The sequence below is a fragment of the Alteromonas sp. I10 genome (genome assembly GCF_003201515.1).
Classification (GTDB): domain Bacteria; phylum Pseudomonadota; class Gammaproteobacteria; order Enterobacterales; family Alteromonadaceae; genus Alteromonas; species Alteromonas macleodii.
The window spans coordinates 228,895-253,565 of the sequence record NZ_QJJN01000002.1 but is presented as its reverse complement, the minus strand read 5'-3'; the positions used below and the strand labels follow the sequence as shown (position 1 = coordinate 253,565).

The window sequence follows — 24,671 nt, the reverse complement described above, 5'->3', positions numbered from 1 at the left end:
TAAAGGCTTAAAACCACGTCGTAGCAATTGCTGTAGACGTCGGTATATTTAGCTTTTCAGACAAACCGGTAAGCACGCGTTCGGGACCGTATACGATACCTTGCTGTTTAGCGGTCCATACGCAGGTTAAAATACTCGTACCTTTGCGTAATTCACACTGCCACTTAGCGGTCGTTTCAGCGAGCCGTTCATAGTCATCTTCTATTTCCCAACCTCCGTCTACATGGTCTACGATAAGTTGTTCAAATTGAGCGAACGGAATAGGTTGAATGATTACCCATTCGTTTTTCTTAAACTTTTTTTCTAACCGCGATTTTTTAAAACTGGTAAACAATCCCACGCTCCATCTCCGTATGATTGAAAGGCCCTACTTACTACAAAAGCACGTCTTCTATTTCGACACCGTTCCCATAATCTGCCCTGAAGGTGTTGGACAAGAACACGATGTTCCAACCATTTCACTATTTGACGTTGGGCACGCGCCATACTCACCGTTTCCGCTATAACGACATTGGTTACCAAATTCAGGTTTAGCAACTGCAACCTTGCCGTTTTTCTTCGCGTTTATATCTTCATCGTCGGGTAAATACACCGTGTAGGTACACCCTGACAAAAGCATATTAACAACAAGAAAACCAATACCGTAAAGTGCTTTCACTTTCATAAATAGTTGCTGGGCATTTTTAGAACAGTTTTAAAACTATGCTAATAATGAAGATAAAACAAGAAAAAATAAGCAAAAAAAAGCCAGTCTTTAGACTGGCTTTTTAATTGTAACTCGTTGTAGCTATTAGAATTCAGTTGAGAATCTAACACCAAACTCGCTTGCGTCGTTGCTTAGAATTTGCAGGATGTAGTCACCTGTATTCAAGCGTGCATTGTCGTAACGCTCATCAAAAATATTGCGACCGTAAAGTGCAACAGTATACGCATCATTCGCTGGCGTATAAGCGATGTCGAAGTTAACAAGCTCACGGCTATCAAGTTTAGTCATACGCTCAGGTGCTGAAGTAGGCTCACCATACATTTCTGCACGATATGAGTAATCTGCACGTACGCGAATTGAATCACCACCATCAAGTTCAAAGGTATACTGCGGACCAATTGCAAGGGTTAGGTCTGGAGTAAGTGGCGCTACAGGATTGAATCCATCTTGCTCTTCAACATCAACATCCATATAACCAACGCTGGTCATCATGCTGAAGTTGCCATAGGTAAACGTAGCATCAGCTTCAACACCACGAGATGTTTGCTCTACCACAAGGTTTGCGGTGTCGAAGCCACCTTCGCTCACGCGACTTACTTGGTAAGGAAGATCTTCAAACTCAGTGTTAAATACTGCAACGCTAATGTCGAAGTAATCATTCACACGACCTTTAATACCTACTTCATAGTTAGTAGCAGTAATATTGTCAGACGCCGTAAAACAGTTATTTGCGCGAACCGCCGCTTGAGCGCCTTCGATATCATCAAAGCCACCTGCACCGAAGAACTCACCAATTAGGCAGTAAGGACGTGCTGGGAATTGACCCGACTGGTAGCCAGACTGAATTGTCGCATAGCCTGTCATGCCATTTTCAAATGTGTAGTTAGTGGCGAGTTCCCACGTCACTTCGTCCCAATCATTTGAATCATAGATAGTACCAAGTGCTGAAAATACGTTCGCTGATGCTTCTTTTTCATCTTTCGTGTAACGAAGGCCACCAGAAAGGCTAAGCTCATCAGTTAAATCACGGCGAACGTTAACGTAAACCGCTTTTGAAGTGGTTTCTTGATCGAGTTCTAGCAGGTTAGCCCCACCGTCAAAACTAGAGTCGTCACCTTGACGGTTGCTACCTTCTTCGTTGAAGTAGTAAACACCAGCAACAAAGTCAGTGTATTCGTTGATATAGCCGTTAAGCTGAAGTTCGATTGATGTTTGATCGGCTTCACCACGCTCAGGGAACTGATCTAACGAGTAAATTGTACCGTCATCATCAAGACCTGCTTTGTACTTAGATGTACGCTGGCTTGCAACAACCTTTGCAGTGTAGTCTTCGTTAATGTCCCACTCAGTAGTGAGTGAAAGACCACGCGCTTCGTTCGACACGCCAGTTACTGCTTCAGTACCTGTTGCATTGTCGTAGATATCAGCGCCTTCAGGTGTCACATCTGTGTTACGTAACGGTACGCCAACACCATTCTGACCACCGAAGTAGCGATCTGAACCCACTTCATCAATTAGCACAGTGTAAGGGCGCAGACCGCCGTCACCATTGTTAGCATCTGCAGTTAATACCATGCGGAAGTCATTAGATGGCTCCCACTTAAGAGAAACGCGGCCAGAAACATCTTCAGTCTCACCAACATCGTACTCGGCGTTAGGCACGTTGATGAACTCACCAAGACCATCGCGCTTGTTAAATGACAGGTTCATGTTAAACGCTACGGTTTCTGAAAGACCGTGGTTAACAAAAAGATCAGCTTTAACGCGACCACGTGTACCAAATTCAGTGTTGATTTTGGTTACATCACCTTGGTCTGGCTCTTTTGTGATGATGTTAATTGCACCACCAATCGAGTTACGACCATATAGCGTACCTTGAGGGCCACGAAGTACCTCAATACGCTCAATATTATTTAGGCTCCAGTTTTGACCAACCTGACGGCCCAGATAAACACCGTCTACATAAACACTCACACCCGGATCGGTTGTGATTAGGTGATCTTGAAGACCAATACCACGAATAAATGGGTTTACAGACGATGTGTGGCCGGCAGAGAAACCAGTAACATTTAGGTTTGGAACGAATTTACCAACGTCAGTCAGGTCAGTAATACCTTGGTCAGCTAACTTGTCGCCATCGAAGGCGCTAATAGCAATTGGAACTTCATAGATAACTTGAGGGCGTTTTGTTGCGGTAACGGTAATAGCTTCAAATTGTTGCTCTTCAATTGCTTCTGCTTCTTGGGCAACGGCAATATTTGAAATTGCTGGGACGGTCATCGCTACTGCTAGTGCGACAGGTGAAAGCTTACTGGCGAGTGCCTTAGACACGTCAGTATTGGTTTTCATGGTATAACCCCTTTGCGTGAGTGTTAGGTGTAATAATATTTTTAGGCTGCTTCAAGTTCTTCTTTGGAACTTTGAAAGACTAAACTCACTAATTTAAGAGGCGCACATAACCTTGTGCTTATACTGGATTACAGGCAATAAAAAAGTAAGTCGTAATAAAACATTACAAACTTACTTTCAATGAAACTCTGCTTTAAAAGTAGAACTTACTTTCCCAGCCCTCTAAAATTCAATAGAAGAATTTAGGCTTGAAGACTGGAACGATATGTTACCGTTAGATTACGATCTTGCAAAGTAAAATATTACACTTTTACTTAAATAAGACTTCAAAATTAGACTAATTGGTTAGGTTAAGCATCAAACAAAAAGTGTTTATAAGTTTCATAAAATCAATTAGATATAATAAAGATAATTTACTCTATCTCTTCACAGCACCTAAGCTAATAAAGTAAAGAACACCTAGACCAAATGGACAAACTTTGAACAAACCATCACTTACTTGAATCATTCTTTAGCTCAGAACCTCTGCATGTAACTATCGTTACCAATTTCCCTCCTCCGTTTGGGCAGTAGCTATCAATATGATTGCGCAAGGTTCGCCTAATGAGCGTAAATTGACGCATGGCTCTGTTTGCATATGGCGTTACACCATTGCACAGCTGTCAACACAGGCCGTTATACATGACTATCAGACTAATATCTTACTCTCGTTGTCGACAATCCACACCTTTTAAGGTTGAAAAAACGCCAAAACGGGCATATATTGTCGACATTAGTCATTTTAAGATTCTATAAAGTGTTAGTAAAAAGCGAACAAGCCATCACCAATGCCGACCGCACTTTCTTTCAATTAAGGAAGGATATTGTTGAGGGCATCATTCCAGCAGGCAGTAAGCTGAGTGAAATGGAATTGTCGACAAAGTATGAAGTCAGTCGCGCCGTTATTCGTGAAGCCATCAATCGTCTCGCTACCTGTCACTTGGTGGAACGTAAAGCTAACGTGGGTGCCCGTGTGGTTGCACTGTCCCCCGAAGGCCTTATTCAGCTATACCAAGTGCGCGAAGCATTAGAGGGTATGGCCGCCCGCTTGGCTGCACGCTACATGAGCGATGAAGAAATTGCCGACATGCAGGCGTTGCTTGATAGCCACTTCGATAAAGTAAAAGACGGTCAAAGCTATTATCAAGAAGCCGGCGATGTAGACTTTCACTACAGAATTGTAACCGGCAGTAAAAACGATCATCTCATCAGCGTACTTGTAGACGGGCTTTACCATCTTGTTCGTATGTATCGCGTACAGCTCGGTATGGCTGGCCCTCGCGTAAGTACCGCGTTTGATGAACACAGACACATCGTTAACGCTATTGCCAATCGCGACGAGGAACTGGCTGAAATGCTAATGCGTCGCCATATTCTTTATTCAAAAAATAATATTGAGAAGAAGCTTAATCATGGTTAACACCACTCAGTCTTCTTCATACCTAATTCACCTCTACCCTACTTTCAAATAAGCGAGTGATTATCATGAGTGCAGGAAAGAAATTCAGAACCGCATTAGAGAACAACAAACCGCTACAAATTGTCGGCACCATTAACGCCTATACTGCCATGATGGCAAAAGCTATTGGGCACCAAGCAATTTATCTTTCAGGTGGCGGCGTAGCGAATGCGTCTTACGGCCTACCGGACTTAGGCATGACGTCACTTAATGATGTGATTGCAGACGTTCAGCGCATTACCAGCGCGTGCGATCTTCCGCTAATGGTAGACATCGACACCGGTTGGGGCGGCGCATTTAACATTGCCAAAACTATTCGCGACATGGAAAAAGCAGGCGCGGCGGCAGTTCATATGGAAGACCAGGTTGCGCAAAAGCGCTGTGGTCACCGTCCTAACAAAGAAATTGTTAGCACAGAAGAAATGGTAGACCGCATAAAAGCTGCAGTTGACGCCAGAACTGACCCAGACTTTTTCATTATGGCGCGCACCGACGCGTTCGCACAAGAAGGTTTAGACAAAGCCATTGAACGTGCAAAGGCCTATGTTGCAGCGGGTGCTGACGGCATATTTGCCGAAGCAGTGCAAACCGAAGAACATTACCGTGCATTTGCTGAAGCGCTAGACGTTCCGATCCTTGCCAATATCACTGAGTTCGGCAAAACCGAACTATGGAATAAAGAAGAGCTTGGTGAATGGGGTGCCGACATGGTGCTTTACCCACTAAGTGCATTCCGTGCGATGAATAAAGCAGCAGAAATGGTTTACAAATCTATACTTGAAAACGGCGACCAAAAAGCCGTTGTCGACAGCATGCAGACACGCATGGAACTGTACGATTATCTTGGCTACCACGAGTACGAGCAAAAACTAGATGCTCTATTCGCAGAAGGTAAGAACTAACACGAATACGAAACAGCAGGAAGCGAGTGAGGTGCGAGGCACCATTGAAGTTGAAACGGTACACAGGGCGTTACCACGCCGTGAACCCATCCATGGGGGCTCCGTTTCGGCATCCATGCCTCAAAGGGGTAACGCCCCGTGCACCGCCCCCACTCTCTCGGTGCCTCGCACCCCACTCGCCTGATGAGTTCAATATAGTTTTTATTTCTAAATTTTAAAAAAAGTACCTTACAAATTTTACAAGACCGGAGACAACAAGATGGCTAAACAGTTAAGTGGCGCGGGTTTACGCGGCCAAGTTGCAGGCAAAACAGCATTATCAACCGTAGGTAAATCAGGTTCTGGTTTAACGTATCGTGGCTACGACGTAAAAGACTTAGCGCAAAACTGTCAATTTGAAGAAGTAGCGTACCTTATTCTAAAGGGCAAGCTACCTAACCAGTCTGAGCTAGACGCTTATAAAACAAAACTTCGCAGCATGCGCGGCCTTCCTACCGCGCTTAAAGAAGTGCTAGAGCGCATTCCAAAAAATGCCCACCCAATGGACGTACTTCGCACGGGCTGTTCAATGCTAGGTAATCTTGAAATGGAAACCAGCTTCGACCAGCAACAAGATGTTACGGATCGTATGTTAGCATGCTTCCCAAGCATTATTTGTTACTGGTACCGCTTCTCGCACGACGGCGTGCGCGTAGACGTTGAAACCGATGACGACTCAATTGGAGGTCACTTCCTTCATATGCTTCATGGCGAAAAGCCACGTGAACTTCATGAACAGGTCATGCATGTATCGTTAATTCTTTATGCAGAGCATGAATTTAACGCGTCTACCTTCACTGCACGTGTTTGCGCTTCAACCTTATCTGATATGCATTCTTGTGTAACGGGTGCTATCGGCTCACTGCGTGGTCCACTTCACGGAGGTGCTAACGAAGCAGCGATGGAAATGATTGAAGGCTTTACCTCTGCTGATGACGCTGAAGAGAAGATGATGGGCATGCTTGAGCGCAAAGAGAAGATCATGGGCTTTGGCCACGCTATTTACTCAGACTCTGATCCGCGTAATGAAATTATCAAGCAATGGTCTGAAAAACTGGCTGATGATGTGGGTGACGAAGTACTTTACCCTGTGTCTGTTCGCTGTGAAGAAGTGATGTGGCGCGAGAAGAAGCTTTTCTGTAACGCCGATTTCTTCCACGCCTCTGCGTATAACTTCATGGGTATTCCTACACCGCTATTTACGCCAATCTTCGTAATGTCACGCCTAACCGGTTGGGCGGCACACGTTATGGAACAGCGCGCTGACAACCGTATTATTCGCCCGTCGGCAGAATATACAGGCGAAGAACTACGCCCAGTGCCAGCTATTAGCGAACGCGCTTAAGATTAAGGTTGGGGTTTTATGAATATTGATTACCGTAAACCGCTTCCTAACGCGGGTATCGATTTTTTCGATACCCGTGAAGCGGTAGATGCTATTGAGCCTGGCGCCTACGCCAAGCTGCCTTACACCTCACGTGTACTGGCTGAGAACTTGGTGCGTAAATGCGCCCCTGAAATGCTTACCGACTCACTTAAACAGCTGATTTATCGCAAGCGCGACTTGGACTTTCCGTGGTTTCCTGCTCGCGTAGTGTGTCACGATATCTTGGGTCAAACGGCACTGGTAGACTTAGCCGGGCTTCGCGATGCTATTGCCGCAAAAGGCGGCGATCCGGCGAAGGTTAACCCAGTAGTTCCAACACAGTTGATTGTGGATCACTCATTAGCTGTAGAGCATGCTGGTTTTGAGAAAGACGCGTTTGAAAAAAACCGTGCAATTGAAGACAGACGTAACGACGACCGTTTCCACTTTATCAACTGGACAAAAACGGCATTTAAGAACGTGGATGTTATCCCCCCGGGTAACGGCATTATGCACCAAATCAACTTGGAGCGTATGTCGCCGGTTATTCAAGCTCGCGATGGCGTAGCCTTCCCTGACACGCTAGTAGGTACAGACAGCCATACGCCGCATGTTGATGCACTTGGCGTTATTGCTGTGGGTGTGGGTGGTCTTGAAGCGGAAAGCGTTATGCTGGGCCGTGCGTCATATATGCGCTTGCCTGATATTGTAGGTGTTGAGCTAACGGGCAAACCACAGCCAGGCATTACCGCAACCGACATTGTATTAGCGTTAACTGAATTTTTGCGTAAAGAGCGCGTAGTCTCCGCATATCTTGAATTCTATGGTGAAGGTGCATCGCACCTAACGCTGGGCGACCGCGCTACCATTTCGAACATGACACCGGAATACGGTGCCACTGCAGCCATGTTCTACATTGACCAGCAAACTATTGATTACTTACGCCTAACAGGACGTGAGGAAAAGCAAATTGCGCTAGTTGAGCAATATGCCAAGCACACAGGTTTATGGGCTGATGATTTAGAAACTGCCGAGTATGAGCGGGTGCTTACGTTCGACCTTTCTGCTGTTGGCCGCAACATGGCTGGCCCTTCTAACCCACACGCACGTTTACCTACCAGCGATTTAGAAAGTCGCGGTATAGCAGCGAAGTGGACCGAGGAGGAAGGCAAAATGCCTGATGGCGCGGTTATTATCGCGGCTATCACAAGTTGTACCAATACATCTAACCCACGCAATGTAATTGCTGCAGGTTTACTTGCTCGAAATGCCAACGCGCGCGGTTTAACCCGTAAGCCGTGGGTTAAGAGCTCACTAGCACCAGGCTCTAAGGCCGTTAAGCTGTATCTTGAAGAAGCTAACCTGATGAGCGAGCTGGAAGATTTAGGCTTTGGCGTGGTTGCCTTTGCGTGTACTACCTGTAACGGTATGAGCGGCGCGCTAGACCCCAAAATTCAGCAAGAGATCATCGACCGCGATCTTTACTCAACCGCAGTATTGTCGGGTAACCGTAACTTCGACGGCCGTATTCACCCTTACGCAAAGCAAGCATTCTTAGCATCGCCACCACTGGTTGTAGCTTACGCCATCGCCGGTACCGTGCGCTTTGATATTGAAAAAGACATATTGGGCACCGACAAAGAAGGCAACCCAGTAACGCTTAAAGATATTTGGCCAAGCGATGAAGAGATTGACGCTATTGTAGCGAAATCGGTTAAACCAGAGCACTTCAGAAAAGTGTACGAGCCAATGTTCGATTTAAGCGTGGACTACGGCAAAGACATTAACCCGCTTTATGACTGGCGTGAAATGAGCACCTACATTCGTCGCCCGCCCTATTGGGAAGGCGCAATGGATGCTGAGCGCACCATGAAAGGTATGCGTCCACTGGCTATTTTGGGAGATAACATCACCACCGATCACTTGTCGCCTTCAAACGCTATTTTAGCCAGCAGCGCGGCAGGTGAATACCTCCACAAAATGGGCTTACCGGAAGAAGACTTTAACTCGTATGCCACACACCGTGGTGACCACTTAACCGCACAGCGCGCTACCCTTGCGAACCCGAAAGTGTTCAACGAGATGGTGCTTGAAAACGGTGAAGTGAAGCAAGGTTCACTGGCGCGCGTTGAGCCAGAAGGACAAGTTATGCGCATGTGGGAAGCTATTGAAACCTACATGAACCGCAGACAGCCGCTGATTATTGTAGCCGGCGCTGACTACGGTCAGGGCTCGTCACGAGACTGGGCAGCTAAAGGCGTACGTCTTGCGGGTGTTGAAGTGATTGTAGCTGAAGGTTTCGAACGTATTCACCGCACTAATCTAATTGGTATGGGCGTATTACCCCTTGAGTTTAAACCAGGCACTACACGTAAAACCCTTGAGCTAGATGGCACAGAAACGTACGACGTAAGCGGCGAACCGTCACCAGGTGCAACGCTTACGCTAGTAGTAAACCGCCAAAACGGTGAGCAGCTAGAAGTACCAGTAACCTGTCGCCTAGATACCGCAGAAGAAGTCTCTATTTACAGCGCAGGCGGTGTATTACAGCGCTTCGCCAAGGACTTCTTAGAAGCTGAAGCTAGCTGAGGGGAAAAAACATGACAAAGTATGCGCCACAACTTCGAGTACCGGCTACCTACATGCGTGGCGGTACCAGTAAGGGTGTGTTTTTCAATTTAACCGATTTGCCAGAAGCCGCGCAAAAGCCAGGTCCGGCGCGCGATGCCCTGCTTCTGCGCGTAATTGGCAGCCCCGATCCGTACGGTAAACAAACCGACGGTATGGGCGGTGCTACATCAAGTACCAGCAAAACCGTTATCTTAAGCAAAAGTGAACGTGAAGGTTACGATGTCGACTATCTATTTGGTCAAGTAGCCATAGACAAGCCATTCGTAGACTGGAGTGGAAACTGCGGAAACCTAACGGCAGCCGTAGGCGCATTTGCGATAACCAATGGGCTAGTGGATAGAAGTAAATTACCAGAAAACGGCATCGCCACCGTCAATATTTGGCAAGCCAATATTAACAAAGCCATTATCGCTAGGGTGCCAATGACTAACGGGGAAGTACAGGAAACCGGCGACTTTGAACTAGACGGTGTCACCTTCCCTGCCGCAGAAGTAGAAGTGGCCTTTGTAGACCCAGCTGACGGTGAAGGGGCAATCTTCCCGACAGGACGATTAGTCGACACACTTGAAGTTCCAGGCGTAGGCTCACTTCAGGCGACCATGATAAACGCGGGTATTCCTACTATTTTCATCAACGCAGAAGATATTGGCTACACAGGCACTGAACTGCAGGATGATATAAACAGCGACTCCGAGGCGCTGTCCAAGTTCGAAGCAATTCGTGCACACGGCTCGGTTCAGATGGGGCTCATCAATGATGTGGGTGAAGCTGCAAACAGGCAGCACACACCAAAAGTCGCGTTCGTTGCACCTCCAAGAGGTTACCAAGCTTCCAGTGGCAAAGATATTTTGGGTTCAGACATTGATGTATTGGTTCGCGCACTGTCTATGGGGAAACTTCATCATGCTATGATGGGCACGGCAGCAGTCGCGATCGCAGCGGCTGCGGCGATACCCGGCACTCTTGTAAATATCGCAGCTGGCGGCGACGAAAGAGACTCGGTTACTTTTGGGCATCCATCTGGAACGCTTAGAGTAGGAGCAAAAGCTACGTTTGAAGATAACAAATGGCAAATTAAGCAAGCTGTAATGAGCAGAAGCGCACGTATTTTGATGGAAGGCTCCGTGCGTGTTCCCGCTGAACAAAGTTAGTACAACGCAATGTTATATAAGAATAAAATTATTTAGACATAAGTATAAAACGCCCTCTCTTTGAGGGCTTTTTTGTCTATAATTGGTTATTATCGAAGCCTAAGTGCCGAGAGTAGATCACATGTATAAAGTTCTTGTAGTAGAAGACAGTCTCACTGTCCGAAAGATTGTAAACAAACTTATTGAGGATAATCCTCACTTTACGTGTGATCTGTGCGAAGATCTTGCGGAAGCGAAAAGTGCTCTCGAGAGTGACACCGAATACTTGGCAGCCATCGTCGACTTAAACCTTCCCGACGCGCCCAACGGCGAGAGCGTTGAGCTTGCACTTTCCTACAACGTTCCAACCATCGTACTTACTGGAAATTTCGACGAATTTACCCGTGCTCAGTTACTCGATCAGGGCGTACTGGATTACATCACAAAAGAGTCTCGCTATTCATACCTTCAAGTGTCTAAACTTGTAGACCGTTTAAGAAAGAATCTCACTACCAAAGTGTTGGTGGTGGAAGATTCTAGAACGAGCCGAAATCACATTTGTTCATTACTTCGCAAATTCCAATTTCAGGTACATGAAGCGAACGATGGCTTAGAAGCGTTAGAAGAGCTTGATAATCACCGCGATATTAAAATGGTTATTGCCGATCACCGTATGCCCAATATGGACGGCTATGAACTAGTTAAAGCAATACGCCACGAAAAACGCATGCAAGACTTGGTATTTATCGGTTTATCGGCAAACGGCGACAGCGTGTTGACCTCGAAATTCATTAAGAGCGGCGCCAATGACTTCCTGTCCAAACCGTTTTATCACGAAGAATTCTACTGCAGAATTATGCAAAACCTTGAATCACAAGAAATGATTCAAACCATTAGAAATTCAGCAAACTTAGACCCGCTAACCAAGGTATACAATCGCCGTTTTCTCTACGAAAAAGCAGAGGAGTTATTTGCCAATAAAGCGTCGAGAAAGGATGTCATTGTGTCTATGATCGATGCTGACAACTTCAAAAGTGTAAACGATACCTACGGCCATAAAACGGGTGACATGTTATTGCAGGAATTTGCAGCATTGTTAAAAGATTACTTCCCCGACGATCTTATTGTGCGCTATGGGGGTGAAGAATTTACAGTGGTATCGGTAAGGCCACCTAAAGTGTATCTATCTGCGCTTTCAGCGTTTATGGATGCAGTGCGCTCTACTATTTTTACCAATCACAAGTTCAATATCACGTGCAGTATCGGCGTATGTACCGAGGAACACAAGTGCTTGGAGTCGCAGTTAGAAGTGGCTGATGCGCGCTTATACGAAGCTAAGCACGCGGGCAAAGATCAGATCATTCTGAGAGACTCAGTCGCCAAAACAGTAGAAGCGTAAATCACTGAGTCTACTGCAGCCAACGCGGCATTAAGTAGCAAACAACGACCAATAAGCAAAAATAGCCAAGCAATAGGGTGGCAATCGGCTTATCAATCAGTAAGCGTCGTTGACCAGAGGTGGTGATCGTCGCTGTATCGTTTTCATCATTAGCTGACAAAACAGACAAGATAATAGCGGGTATCACTGTGCTCGCGAACCCCGTTACATTCCACCAAAACCAAAACACGTCCTCGACAAAAAATGCGAACGACAAATTAGTCAGCACGCCACACATCAGGCCGGTATTGACCTGTGTGGCATTTATCTTCTTCGTTAGCATGCCAAGTAGAAACACAGCCAAGACAGGACCAAAAAAAACAGAGCCCACTTTGTTCACCGCTTCTATTACGGTAGGCGCTATATCGCCAGCATTGAGCGAAAGCAGCAATATAATCCCTCCCCAAAGCAAGCCCGCAAACTTAGCATGATTCAGGTAGCCTTCAGGTTTTGCGCGTTTCCGAGTGAGTTTGAAATAATCTTCAAGCGAAACAGCGGCAAGAGAGTTTATTGCTGAGCTCAGTGATGACATGGCTGCAGCAAGAATAGCGACCACAAGCAAGCCGATAAGCCCATGAGGTAAATAATTAAGAATAAAGACCGGCATAAGCCAGTCCGGATTATCTTTAGGAATTTGCGATAGCAAGTTGGCGTCGTTAAACGCTAGTGTGCCGACCACCAAGCCTGCTAAACAATATAGAAGTGTTATAGGGAACCTAAAAATGCCATTGGCTAACATCATCTTTTTAAGATCGCTTTCCGATTTCGCTGACAATGCCCTCTGTGCTTCTGATTGATCACAACCGTAGTATGAGGCGTAAAGGATCACGCCACCTAGCACCATAGGAAAAAAGCCGAAGCCGTCACCATCAACACCCAGAGATGAAAAATTAAGGGTAGAGACCCGCTCGCTTGGAAGTAACTGTAAAAAATGCTCCCAACCGCCTAATGCGTTAAGACCAAAAGCAATGCAGATAGCTGTGCCCAAAACGATGACAACCATTTGTACCGCGTCACCATATACAACTGCTTTCATGCCTCCTTGTAAGGAGTACAAAACGGTAATCACACCAATGAGTAATATTGCCTGCGTGGATGAAACCTGCATGGTTCCTTGCAATATAATGGATAGCGCGTAAACCATTATGCCGGTAGCGAAGGCTCTGCTAAATTGAAATACAACACTGATACAAATACGGGTAGAGGTAGAGAAACGTCGCTCAAGATAGTCATAAATACTCACCACACCGCTTCGGTATAATGTAGGCAACACGGTGGTAATGAGTAAAAGCATGGCTAACGGAACTGCCAGTTCATAAGAGAGCCAAATCAGCCCTCCACCCTCACGGAAGCCGACAAATGCAGGAGCGGAAATGAAACTGACCGCCGAGAGTTGCGTCGCCATCACTGAAAGTAACAGCGGTTTCCAACTTAAGCTTCTTCCAGCGAGAAAATAATCTTTCTTTGACTGCTGTCCACGCAAGCTAAAGCCGATGACGAGTAAAGTGATGAGGTAAATCGCGATGACACTGTAATCAAGAATATCCATATAAACGCAAGGTTAAGCAACTAAATACCTACCATTACATAAACTCGGTCTATTTGCATAAAAAACGTATAAAAAAGCAGCGCTCAAAGAAACAGTGTACGTTACATCCAAGACCTTCTGGTTGACTCCACCTCGAATAGCACACTATCAGCTAGTTTATTAACGTAGTCTTCTGGTAGAAACGGCACAGTCACCGCCCCCGAAGCCAGTACAAACTTAACGGTGGCCTGTTTTCTTCGCTTCATAAACACGCTTTGCTTAACGATAACTTGCTGCGCTTTATAGGGCTCAAAGCATTGATAGTCGATGCCTATTCTACCTCGCCTTATATAAACGTACTTACTGTCATAGGCTATACCCCATCGCCACCACCTAAGCGTGAGTAACAGCGATACCGCACTAAAGACAACGAGTGAACCTAGCATAATATCTAGATGGGATGACACAGCGCCAATAGTGAAAAAGGTAATAAAAGGCAACGTCCAGCCCGCAAGCAACCAAAAAGTAATAAATCGCTTACTAATGGTTTGATAATCTTGACCTCGCAGGTCACATCCAGGCATCACTTCTTGACTAAGCGCGAAGGCTTCATCTTCGGTTACCGATGGCACAATAAGCTTATTTGGCGACATCAGTTCTTGCATTTGCTGCCCAGCCGTTGAGTTCTGCTCAAAATACAAATTCACCCGCTTTAGTATTTTATCTAGCCAGTCTTGCTTCGCCGTAATCATTTGGATGCGTGAAGCTCGCATGCTGACTTCCAGTTTATTAAGCAAGCCGCTGCGACGGATATAGCGATCACCTGTTCGTGAAAGTGTGTAGCCGTAAAAAGTGAAAAGCGCGCCACCAACACTCAGCAGTGCCACTAACGCCATAAGCATCATGAGAATGACAAAGGCATACAATCCAAATTGCCACCACGCAACCGTTTGTTCACCAACCAGCTGATTAAGCTGCAAGCCTTTATCGGCTAACCACTCTGAAACCAGACCGAACACATCGTCATAGAAAGGTGCCGCAGCACCCAGTATGATCCACACGCGATTGTTGGTGATACCGTGAATAATAATGTCTTTCACGGACCGTCGATTTAATACTTCTTCATTTGAATGGGAAGAATCTACCGCTTTAGCGCGTGTTCGTGGCGAGGGAAAAGACGAACTCTGCTCGTCGGATAAATCTTCATTTGGCAAACAATCCAGGTCACCCTCATCGTGCAGCGCTTTTTCATACAACACCTGCTTTTTTAGCGCTTCAGCATAACCTTCAGGAACCGCTACAATTTTAGCTTCTTCTTTCCCACTTCCTGCTGTATCAAGCACCACTAGCGCGTACCCAAAAGGTCGGTAATAAAAAGGGCGTTCTATCTTAACGTTTTGAATACGCCACAAGGGCAAGTTGGTATAGCGGCGTTGAAACACGCCATGATGAATCTCAACGTGCTGGTTGTGCACGCGAAACTTGTACATTAAAAAGCTTATTACGCCGCTGACACTGGTAGATAGAAAGAGGATTCCAGCACCGATTAGTACTTCAGGCGACAGCAGGTTATCCCAAATATTGAACGATATGGCTAAGGCGGGAATGGTATAAATAAGCACTTGAGCCGAGTTGGTAAAATTGCGAATAGTAAAATACAAAATAGAAATTAGAGAGAGGCGCTGCCACTCATCACCCGTCTCTACTTTAAGTTTCGGTTCTTCCATATTAGCATCTTGCCCATGGGATTTGAGCACAGCATCTTCTTTCAGCTCTTTTGACTGATTAAGTGTAGGCGCTTGGTGTGAGGGCGTTTCTGATACCGTCATTAGCGTGCACCTATGTCTTTATGAGCAAGAATGAACTCACGCAACTGCTCTGCCCTTTCAATGCTTAACCCAGGTATTTCAAACGTGTGCATTTCACCACCAGCCGAAAACACCTGAAGTGAAGCAAGACCCGCCCACCTGTCTAATGGACCGCGATTAACCTCTACATGCTGAACACGCAAAATAGGTTGGCACGAAAGTTTTCTAAAAATTAGCCCTGATTGCTTACTGATGTCTTGCTCTCGAATCGCATAAAATATGCGTACATCAGCAAAAAAGTGGTACAGCGCCCATAGAGAGCCTACAGCGACGATACCAGCAACAACATACGGGTAGGCTTGCAGCAGTCCTTCTGGCAATGACCAAAAGCTTTGGAATCGTAACGCAGAAGCAATACCGATTAGCACTAAGGCTATCAATCCAATGGAGAGGATATTTAGTGTCCGGTACTTTTTGGATATAGGAAGTAATGCGAGCGTTTGAAGTGAGGGAATTTCCTCAACACTGAGCTGATTATTTGAAAACACGGTTTCTTGTTGTGCGCTAATTGTCATCGCATTAATTCCTTTTACCACTGTATAAATAAGATCAGCCTGCCGCTTTTTTTAAGGAGAGGCTTAGCTACTTAGCAACGCTGCTCTGAACGCTTTCTCTAGCGCAGTTTTTATAACAAAAAAGAGGGCAAGCCCTCTTTTTTACGTTTCCTATTAAAGAGCGCGTTATGCTAACTAGTCATCAACCTGCTGTTCATTCAGCCAATCGTGTAGTGCCTTCATGTCGTGCTGAACGGCCATTTGTAGCTCTTCCACCCAATCATGCACGTTCTCCCACCATGTAGGGTGGTCGCCCTGTTGAATTTGATTAGCAATACGCTGTACACGAGCCAAACCAACAGAGCCAGCGGCGCCTTTAATTTTGTGAGCCTGTGAGCACACTTCTGACTTTTCGTCCGCACTTAAGCTTAGCTGCAGTATTTCCATGTATTCAGGCATTTTTTCTTGGAATACTTTAACGCTAGCGCGCACCATTTCATCCCCTATGGTATCAACTAACATCTGTAACAAGTCCATATCTAAAATGTTACTTAATGTTTTGTTAGGTTCGGGGCGCTCTACTTCGCCATCAATTTCAAGCGGTGCAGGTGGTGCATGGAACAGCTCGTTAAACACCTCGATAACGCGAGATTTTTTAATCGGCTTCGCAATAACGTCATCCATACCGTTTTCTAAGTATTCATCACGCTTTTTAATGACGTTTGCCGTTAGCGCCACGATAGGCGTTTGCATAACCAGATCTTCTTCAATAATCGTACTTGCCACATCGAATCCTGTCATGTCAGGCAATTGAATATCAAGCAAGATAAGGTCGTATTGGTTTTCCCTGACTTTGTCTATGGCTTCTTGACCGGTCATTGCTACATCGACTTTCTGGCCAAGCTTCTCGAGCAAGGCTTTAGCGACCATTACGTTCAATTCAATATCTTCTACTAACAAGATATTGAGCCCTGTCACTTGAAGCTGCGCGACTTTCATCGGGCTATTAGAAATTTGAACAGGCAACACAATTTCAAAACGGGTGCCTTTACCCACTTTACTTGAAACGTGAATTTCACCTTTCATCAAGTCGACCATTTGCTTACAAATTGCCAATCCAATACCGGTACCTGTGGCCGATTGGTGGTCAGGGTGATCAACCTGATAGTACATGGCAAAAATCTTATCAATTTCGCTTTCAGGAATACCTACGCCCGTGTCTTCAATCACAAATGTTACATACGCCTTATCACCATCAGGTTTCGTCGATGAAACCGTTAGACTTACGTGACCTTTTTGTGTGAACTTCACTGCGTTAAACAGGATGTTCCATAATATCTGACGAAGGCGCGTACCATCTATTTCAACAAGACGGGGAAGCGGCTCGTTAATTGTCGTTTTAAGCTCTAGCTGTTTGTCGGCTGCAAGTAGACGAATAATGCTGCTAAGTTCTTCGGTAAAGTCTTTCAACGATATGGTTTTTAGACTCAGCTCAAGCTTATCTCTGTCTAACTTATCAAGGTCGATAATATCGTTAAAAATATTACCTAATGTTATAGCGCTGGCGTATATCGTACTTACCCAGTTAAATTGTTCTTCACTCAACTCGGTATCACGCAGCATACGGCTTAAGCCCACAATACCGTTTAGCGGTGTGCGTAGCTCATGACTTATGGTTGCGATAAAGCGAGTTTTGTCGGTACTTGCTTTTGCAGCAGCATTTTCAGCCTGCTTACGCTCAGTCATATCTCGACCGAACGACAACAAGCCAAGGCGATTACCGTCTTTATCGAAGAAAGGTACACGCTTCATTTCGAAGTAACGACGACGTCCATCAGCAAAGCGAAGCCACAGCTCTTCTGTGATACTGGCGTTGGTTTCTAGAACTTCGTGATCACTCGCTACAATTTGGCGGGCAAGCTCTTCCTCATATACGTCTTTTGGCGTTAAGCCAAGCAGCTCTTGCTCGGTTTTGCCCGTCATAAGCTCCGCTATACGGTTACAACCAGCAAACCTGCCTTCTTCATTTCGGTAATATATTAAGTCTGGCGAGGCATCGATGATTGAACGTAATAAAGTTGATAAGCGGCGTGCTTGTGCTTCCTGTTCAGATTTATCCTGAATCTCTTTTTCTAAGTCTTTAAACAGCGCCTCACGCTCTTCTTGTGCTTGCTTGCGCTGCTCTATCTCGTGATTAAGCTGTCTGATGTTGCTTTGAAGTTCGCGGTTAAGAAAGACATCTTCTTCACGCAAACTTTCCAACTGGCTTACCACTTCCTTTAAGTTGGTACGTGAGTTTTCTAATTGCTTGATTAACTCACTAAAGAAATAAAGTACCCAAGGCGCAGATAACATGGTCAGTACTACAGCACTGATGAAGTCATCGGGCTGAACCTGGCTTCCCATGCTCACGCGAATTACGTATGAGCCCCCTAGCGTAAACACAAGCGAAAGAACAACAAACAATATGCTGAGCTTTAGAGTGCCAAAACGCTGAACAAATTGGGCAAAGCGAATTGCCCAAGAATCGTTTGGTGAATCTGAATGCATGTACGTCTAATTTAAGCTTATTTTGCGGTTATCCTATCAGGCTTTCCTCTTTTCGGGAATGCGGTTTGTCAAAGCATAACTCTGTGGCCCTGCTCAGAATTAGGATTTGAAAGGCGACTTTTCAGTAATTTCATTAATGTATTTGGTATTCACCCATCCCACCTTCGTGTAAGACACTTTCGCCCACTCCCCTCGCTTTTCCAGTATTTTTAGCACTTCGCCCTTATTCAAACCGTTCTCGACAGTTGGGTACGAAACATCTGGCCCTTTTCTCACATTCAGCGAATTGGCACTTACATTGGCCACCCGCTTTACAGGGCTAGCGAGATCCCGCTGAATTTGATCATGCGCCTCTCGCTGTGAATTCGAATCACTTGACTCAGTTGCCCACGTTTCACTATCACTTTGCAAAACAGCGGCTTTGAGTCTTTGAAGGGGAAAAGCGGGGCCAGGATCGACCTTTCGTGACGGCGCTATTTCTTCGTGCCCGACGATAGTAGAGATGTTGTAGTGGCTACACAACGCTTTACACAGCGATAGCGTCCTAACAATTTGTACGTCGGTGTACTTGTGCCAATAGCCCATAGACTGTTGGTTAATGTGCTGGGCAGCTAATACTTCATTCTCGCCAAAAATTTCGCCAAACCAACTTTCAAAGGTGCCGTCTCCTCTAGCCTTAAGCTGGCCGGCATTGTCTAATTCAATGCCGATAGAGTACTGATTCAAGCCACTACGCCCCTCGTAATAACTTTCTCCTGCGTGCCACGCTATTTTATTAGTCGGAAGCATTTGAACAATGTCACCATTGCGTCCAACGGCAAAGTGAGCTGACACACCGCTATCGGCATTGGTCAAGACATTCACCGAAGATGAAAGGCTACTGCCGGCGGTAAAATGAATAACAATAGTATCGGGAGATCCAGATTGAAAACGCCCAGATGTGTTAGGAGAAAGCCTGAAGGTGATATTGTCGCCAGTTAGAATATGATCATCTATACTAAATAAAGGCAGTGGTGAAGCATGTAGTGTATTCATACAATAATCCTTATTGTCTTAACAGCACGCCACCACAGTGAATTTTTATTCTTCGCCTTCCACATAAGCGTATACTCAATTCACACACAGGGCTCTCTATCAACATCCTTCAGCACACCACGAGCCTTACCTGTGGTTAATTTTCAACCAATATAGCAAACTACTTATATTAGTGGAACCATAGCTTTACAAATTAATAAAAATACACCGCAAACCGCTATTGACAACATAAAACATCAATTTCAAAGCATATTTATTCATTAATAAAACGCAAATGAGAAGTAATATCATTTATAAGGGGTGAGTTATTCACTTTGCAATACTGATAACATTTTTGTTACAAACATAAATGATGACACGTAAACGACTGATTAATATATATTTAATTATATTTATACTAATTCACTATAAAGCTTATACTTTTAGCGTTTGATTTTAGTTTTTAATGTGGGTATTTTGTACGGCCCGCATCGCAATAATGCATAAAAATGCGGAAACGACTGGAATCCTCTAATAATAAAATAACGACAAGAAAGGCGCACGCCGCGAGCAATACCGCTCGCAGGCATACAAGACGTCTAATAATGTTGTGATACGCAAACCTAGGCGCATCTACACGCAACGCATACCTTGCCCAGTCAAAAGGTTGAAGGAGTTAAGAGATGAGTTTATATAATCCCAATGATTCCCGGGACAACTGTGGGTTTGGCTTAATCGCTCACACTCATGGGGAAGCCAGTCATGAATTGGTAACTACTGCAATACACGGTCTTGACCGTATGCAGCATCGTGGCGGTATCGCCGCCGACGGGAAAACCGGTGACGGCTGTGGTTTATTACTACAGAAACCGGATGCGTTCTTCCATGCAATCGCCGAAGAAAATGGCTGGAAACTCAGCAAAAAATACGGCGTGGGCATGATTTTCTTAAGTCAGGACCCGGTACTTGCGCAAGCCGCGCGTGAAGTACTTAATGAAGAACTAGAAAAAGAAACACTTTCAGTAGTGGGTTGGCGCGAAGTGCCTGTCGACCACTCAGTACTGGGTGAATTAGCGCTAACGGGTGTTCCACAAATTGAACAGGTATTTGTGAACGCGCCAGCAGGTTGGAGAAAACGCGACCTTGAGCGTCGTTTGTATATGATCCGCCGCCGCGCTGAAAAACGTCTTGAGAAAGATCCCGATTTTTACGTAGCTTGTTTGTCGGGCTTGGTAACGATCTACAAAGGCTTGGTAATGCCAAAAGATTTACCCGCCTTTTATCACGATCTTGCCGATGAGCGTATGCAAAGCGCAATTTGCGTTTTTCACCAACGCTTTTCAACAAATACACTACCACGCTGGCCGCTTGCTCAGCCTTTCCGCTTCCTTGCGCACAACGGTGAAATTAACACCATTAAAGGAAACCGCGACTGGGCCATGGCACGTGCTGCTAAATTCGCAACGCCACTTATTCCAGATCTTAAAGATGCAGCACCTTTTGTTAATACTGAAGGTTCAGACTCATCATCGCTGGATAACATGCTGGAGCTATTCTTAGCCGGCGGTATGGATTTATTCCGTGCTATGCGGTTACTTGTTCCACCCGCCTATCAAAACAACAAGACCATGGACGATGATCTTCGTGCATTTTACGAGTTCAACTCTATGCACATGGAACCATGGGATGGCCCAGCGGGTATCGTTTTAACTAACGGTCGCCACGTTGCCTGTAACCTTGATAGAAATGGTCTACGTCCTGCACGTTACGTTATTACTAAGAACGGTTTCATTACCCTAGCCTCAGAAGTAGGTATCTGGGATTACGAGCAAGCTGACGTAATTGAAAAAGGCCGTGTAGGCCCAGGTGAAATGCTTGCTGTAGACACTTACACAGGCAAAATCTGGCGCTCTACTGAAATTGATGAAGACTTAAAAGCACGCCATCCTTATAAAGAGTGGCTAGACAAGCATATTCGTCGACTTACACCAATTGAAAAGCTTGACGCGTCATTAATTGGTAAACGTGTGTTTGACGACGATGCCATGGCGGTGTACCACAAGCTACACGCCTATAGCTATGAAGAAATTCAACAAGTTGTAAAAGTACTTGCGAAAGACGGTCAAGAAGCCGTTGGCTCAATGGGTGATGACACGCCAATGGCGGTTATGTCATCTCGTCAGCGTACGGTTTACGACTATTTCCGTCAGCAATTTGCACAGGTAACTAACCCGCCAATCGATCCGCTACGTGAAAACCACGTTATGTCGTTGGCAACCTGTATTGGCCGCGAGCAAAACGTATTTAGCGAAACCTCAGGTTACGCTGACCGCGTATTGTTTGACTCGCCAGTGCTAATGTATACCGACCTTAAGCAACTGCGCGAATTTAACCCAGACAACTACTACTCAGAAGTCGTGGAGCTTCAGTATGCGCCGCAAGAAGGTTTGAAGAAAGCCATCGAGCGCGTGTGTAACGAAGTCGAGATGCTGGTTAAAAACAAGCGTGCTGCGTTCGTTATTCTGTCTGACAGAAACATTAAACAAAATCGCTTGGTTATCCCTGCAGCAATGGCAGTTGGTGCGGTACAACGTCGCTTAGTTGAAAAGTCATTACGCTGCGATGCTAACGTTGTTGTTGAGACAGCAAGTGCCCGCGATCCACACCATTTCGCGGTGTTGATTGGCTTAGGTGCCACTGCGGTTTACCCATTCCTAGCATATGAAACTATTGAGCAGCTTTGTGAAAAAGGTGAGCTAGATATTTCTCCTATGCAGGCCACGTTGAACTACCGTAAGGGTATCAACAAAGGCTTGTACAAGATCATGTCGAAAATGGGTATTAGCACTGTTGCTAGCTACCGTAGCTCTAAACTGTTTGAAGCAGTGGGTATTAACAACGAAGTGATGAAGTTATGCTTTAAAGGTGTGACTTCACGCATTCAAGGTGCGGGCTTCGATGATTTCCAGCAAGATCTTATCAACCTAAACCGTATTGCTTGGCTTAAGCGTAAATCTGTCGATCACGGCGGCTTGCTTAAATACGTGCACGGTGGCGAATATCACGCCTATAACCCAGACGTAGTCAGTACGCTTCAAAAGGCTGTGGTGTCTGGTAACTACGACGACTACCAGCAATATGCAAAGCTTGTTAACGAGCGTGCGCCTGCGCACATTCGCGACTTGCTAGCTATAAACCCTGATTGCGACCCTATTGATATTAGTGAAGTAGAAGCACCGGAAAACTTATTCCCACGCTTTGATACTGCGGCAATGTCAATTGGTGCACTAAGCCCTGAAGCGCACGAAGCACTAGCGATTGCCATGAACCGCCTGGGCGGTCAGTCTAACTCTGGGGAAGGTGGCGAACACCCTTCTCGCTTTGGAACTGAAAAGAACTCTAAAATTAAGCAGGTTGCTTCAGGTCGCTTTGGTGTGACGCCTCACTATTTGGTTAACGCAAACGTTATTCAAATTAAAGTGGCGCAGGGTGCAAAACCGGGTGAAGGTGGTCAGCTTCCAGGCGATAAGGTAAATAAATACATCGCACAGCTACGTTTCTCTGTGCCGGGTGTAACCCTTATTTCACCACCTCCGCACCACGATATTTACTCAATTGAAGATTTGGCACAGCTGATTTTCGATTTGAAACAGGTTAATCCAACGGCACTTATATCCGTTAAGTTAGTATCTGAGCCGGGTGTTGGCACCATTGCAACGGGTGTAGCGAAAGCCTATGCCGACCTTATCACCGTTTCAGGTTACGACGGCGGTACAGGTGCAAGCCCGCTAACATCAGTTAAGTATGCGGGTAGCCCATTTGAGCTTGGTTTATCTGAAACTCAGCAAGCGCTTATTGAAAACGGCTTACGTCACAAAGTACGCGTTCAAACCGACGGTGGTTTGAAAACAGGCTTAGACGTAGTAAAAGCCGGTATTTTAGGCGCTGAGAGCTTTGGTTTTGGTACAGGTCCAATGGTGGCTTTAGGCTGTAAATATCTACGTATTTGCCACTTGAACAACTGTGCGACCGGTGTTGCAACGCAGGATCAAAAACTGCGTGACGACCACTTCATTGGCTTACCTGATATGGTAATGAACTACTTCAAGTTTATTGCTCAAGAAGTGCGTGAAATCATGGCGTCTATGGGTATTGCTAAGTTCGACGACCTTGTTGGTCGCACAGAGCTACTTAAAGTTCTAGATGGCATTACCGCTAAGCAAAACCGTTTAGATTTGTCTCCGTTGCTAGCGCAGCCTAAAGCAGGCGACCATACGCGCTTATTTTGCTCACAAACGACCAACGCACCTATCGATAAAGGTGAATTGAACGCGCAGATGCTTAAAGACGGCCAGCAAGCGGTTGTTGACGGTAAATCTATTACCCTTAAATACCCAATCCGCAATACGGATCGCTCTGTCGGCGCATTGCTATCAGGTGAAATCGCTAAACACCACGGTAACCACGACTTTGAAGATACACCTATCAAAGTTGAACTTACCGGTACAGCGGGTCAGAGCTTCGGTGTGTGGAACGCTGGCGGCCTGCATATGCACCTTGAAGGTGATGCCAATGATTATGTAGGTAAAGGGATGACCGGCGGTAAGCTTGTTATTCACCCACCTCGCAATATCTCTTACGACGCCCACGACAGCGCCATTATGGGTAACACCTGCCTTTACGGTGCAACAGGCGGTAAGCTGTTTGCTGCTGGCCGTGCTGGCGAGCGCTTTGGCGTACGTAACTCTGGTGCTATTGCGGTAGTTGAAGGCATTGGCGATAACGGCTGTGAATATATGACAGGCGGCATCGTGGCTGTACTTGGTCCGGTTGGTGTTAACTTCGGTGCAGGTATGACTGGTGGTTTTGCTTATCTTATGGATGATGGTGACGACCTTGATAACCGTGTAAATGCGGAACTGGTCGATGTAATGCCAATTGAAGATAAAGCGATTCTTGCTGAGCACTTACGTGGCTTAATTAATCAGCATTACGAAGAAACAGGAAGCGAGCACTCGTTGTCGTTGCTTACTGACTTCGCCGCAACGCTGAAACGCTTCAAGCTTATTAAGCCAAAAACCAGTGATGTGAAAAACTTGCTTGGTCACATCAGTCGTTCAAGTGCTGAATTACGCATTCAGGCTCAGTAGGAGGATTT

15 protein-coding genes are annotated in these 24,671 nt (G+C 45.7%); 7 read left to right on the top strand and 8 right to left on the bottom strand.

Annotation, left to right across the window (positions count from 1 at the left end; translation table 11 throughout):
* Positions 1–7: 7 nt before the first annotated feature.
* The 3 genes from BZA03_RS05465 to BZA03_RS05455 form a co-directional block, all read right to left on the bottom strand.
* Positions 8–340, bottom strand: a complete 333-nt coding sequence (locus tag BZA03_RS05465) for a hypothetical protein (RefSeq protein WP_014950529.1) — start codon at positions 338–340, stop codon at positions 8–10.
* A 51-nt stretch (positions 341–391) separates the two neighbouring features.
* Positions 392–664 carry a hypothetical protein gene (locus BZA03_RS05460; RefSeq protein ID WP_039226219.1) on the bottom strand — a complete coding sequence of 91 codons (273 nt, stop codon included), beginning with the start codon at positions 662–664 and terminating at the stop codon, positions 392–394.
* Positions 665–790: 126 nt separating this feature from the next.
* Positions 791–3,055 (bottom strand): TonB-dependent receptor, encoded by a 2,265-nt coding sequence (locus BZA03_RS05455; protein WP_110288190.1) that lies wholly within the window; start codon positions 3,053–3,055, stop codon positions 791–793.
* Positions 3,056–3,851: 796 nt separating this feature from the next.
* Here BZA03_RS05455 and BZA03_RS05450 point away from each other — a divergent pair.
* The 6 genes from BZA03_RS05450 to BZA03_RS05425 all read left to right on the top strand — a co-directional run bounded on the left by BZA03_RS05450 (position 3,852) and on the right by BZA03_RS05425 (position 12,020).
* Complete coding sequence (locus tag BZA03_RS05450) at positions 3,852–4,514, top strand: GntR family transcriptional regulator (protein WP_014977261.1); 663 nt, start codon at positions 3,852–3,854, stop codon at positions 4,512–4,514.
* Positions 4,515–4,579: 65 nt separating this feature from the next.
* A complete protein-coding gene (gene prpB, locus BZA03_RS05445; RefSeq protein ID WP_014950533.1) occupies positions 4,580–5,455 on the top strand; it encodes a methylisocitrate lyase in 876 nt (291 codons plus the stop codon).
* Positions 5,456–5,714: 259 nt separating this feature from the next.
* A complete protein-coding gene (prpC, locus tag BZA03_RS05440) occupies positions 5,715–6,839 on the top strand; it encodes a 2-methylcitrate synthase (protein ID WP_110288189.1) in 1,125 nt (374 codons plus the stop codon).
* An 18-nt stretch (positions 6,840–6,857) separates the two neighbouring features.
* On the top strand, positions 6,858–9,449 hold the full coding sequence (gene acnD, locus BZA03_RS05435) for a Fe/S-dependent 2-methylisocitrate dehydratase AcnD (protein WP_110288188.1): 2,592 nt from the start codon (positions 6,858–6,860) through the stop codon (positions 9,447–9,449).
* Between the two features lie 11 nt (positions 9,450–9,460).
* Entirely contained in the window at positions 9,461–10,642 is a 1,182-nt protein-coding gene (prpF, locus tag BZA03_RS05430) for a 2-methylaconitate cis-trans isomerase PrpF (protein ID WP_110288187.1), read from the top strand.
* 121 nt (positions 10,643–10,763) lie between these two features.
* Positions 10,764–12,020 (top strand): response regulator, encoded by a 1,257-nt coding sequence (locus tag BZA03_RS05425; RefSeq protein ID WP_014950537.1) that lies wholly within the window; start codon positions 10,764–10,766, stop codon positions 12,018–12,020.
* Positions 12,021–12,030: 10 nt separating this feature from the next.
* Here BZA03_RS05425 and BZA03_RS05420 read toward each other — a convergent pair whose 3' ends face one another.
* From BZA03_RS05420 to BZA03_RS05400, 5 genes are all read right to left on the bottom strand, one after another.
* A complete protein-coding gene (locus tag BZA03_RS05420; protein ID WP_110288186.1) occupies positions 12,031–13,608 on the bottom strand; it encodes a sodium/solute symporter in 1,578 nt (525 codons plus the stop codon).
* A 101-nt stretch (positions 13,609–13,709) separates the two neighbouring features.
* Entirely contained in the window at positions 13,710–15,416 is a 1,707-nt protein-coding gene (locus BZA03_RS05415) for a PH domain-containing protein (RefSeq protein ID WP_110288185.1), read from the bottom strand.
* Positions 15,416–15,970, bottom strand: a complete 555-nt coding sequence (locus tag BZA03_RS05410; protein ID WP_061486464.1) for a PH domain-containing protein — start codon at positions 15,968–15,970, stop codon at positions 15,416–15,418. The genes BZA03_RS05415 and BZA03_RS05410 overlap by 1 nt, the downstream gene beginning before the upstream one ends.
* Before the next feature lie 174 nt (positions 15,971–16,144).
* Positions 16,145–18,499 (bottom strand): aerobic respiration two-component sensor histidine kinase ArcB, encoded by a 2,355-nt coding sequence (gene arcB, locus BZA03_RS05405; RefSeq protein ID WP_014950541.1) that lies wholly within the window; start codon positions 18,497–18,499, stop codon positions 16,145–16,147.
* A 99-nt stretch (positions 18,500–18,598) separates the two neighbouring features.
* Positions 18,599–19,534 carry an N-acetylmuramoyl-L-alanine amidase gene (locus tag BZA03_RS05400; RefSeq protein WP_014950542.1) on the bottom strand — a complete coding sequence of 312 codons (936 nt, stop codon included), beginning with the start codon at positions 19,532–19,534 and terminating at the stop codon, positions 18,599–18,601.
* A gap of 662 nt (positions 19,535–20,196) precedes the next feature.
* On the opposite strand from BZA03_RS05400, the gene gltB reads away from it, so the two are divergent.
* Positions 20,197–24,663, top strand: coding sequence for a glutamate synthase large subunit (gltB, locus tag BZA03_RS05395; RefSeq protein ID WP_014950543.1), 4,467 nt, complete (start codon positions 20,197–20,199; stop codon positions 24,661–24,663).
* Positions 24,664–24,671 lie beyond the last annotated feature (8 nt).

Excerpts from the sequence above, each read along its gene's own strand:
- BZA03_RS05460 (WP_039226219.1), bottom strand. The coding sequence starts at position 664 with ATGAAAGTGAAAGCACTTTACGGTATTGGTTTTCTTGTTGTTAATATG.
- BZA03_RS05400 (WP_014950542.1), bottom strand. The coding sequence starts at position 19,534 with ATGAATACACTACATGCTTCACCACTGCCTTTATTTAGTATAGATGAT.
- BZA03_RS05415 (WP_110288185.1), bottom strand. The coding sequence starts at position 15,416 with ATGACGGTATCAGAAACGCCCTCACACCAAGCGCCTACACTTAATCAG.
- prpC (WP_110288189.1), top strand. The coding sequence starts at position 5,715 with ATGGCTAAACAGTTAAGTGGCGCGGGTTTACGCGGCCAAGTTGCAGGC.
- gltB (WP_014950543.1), top strand. The coding sequence starts at position 20,197 with ATGAGTTTATATAATCCCAATGATTCCCGGGACAACTGTGGGTTTGGC.
- BZA03_RS05425 (WP_014950537.1), top strand. The coding sequence starts at position 10,764 with ATGTATAAAGTTCTTGTAGTAGAAGACAGTCTCACTGTCCGAAAGATT.
- acnD (WP_110288188.1), top strand. The coding sequence starts at position 6,858 with ATGAATATTGATTACCGTAAACCGCTTCCTAACGCGGGTATCGATTTT.
- BZA03_RS05455 (WP_110288190.1), bottom strand. The coding sequence starts at position 3,055 with ATGAAAACCAATACTGACGTGTCTAAGGCACTCGCCAGTAAGCTTTCA.
- prpB (WP_014950533.1), top strand. The coding sequence starts at position 4,580 with ATGAGTGCAGGAAAGAAATTCAGAACCGCATTAGAGAACAACAAACCG.
- arcB (WP_014950541.1), bottom strand. The coding sequence starts at position 18,499 with ATGCATTCAGATTCACCAAACGATTCTTGGGCAATTCGCTTTGCCCAA.
- BZA03_RS05420 (WP_110288186.1), bottom strand. The coding sequence starts at position 13,608 with ATGGATATTCTTGATTACAGTGTCATCGCGATTTACCTCATCACTTTA.
- BZA03_RS05410 (WP_061486464.1), bottom strand. The coding sequence starts at position 15,970 with ATGACAATTAGCGCACAACAAGAAACCGTGTTTTCAAATAATCAGCTC.
- prpF (WP_110288187.1), top strand. The coding sequence starts at position 9,461 with ATGACAAAGTATGCGCCACAACTTCGAGTACCGGCTACCTACATGCGT.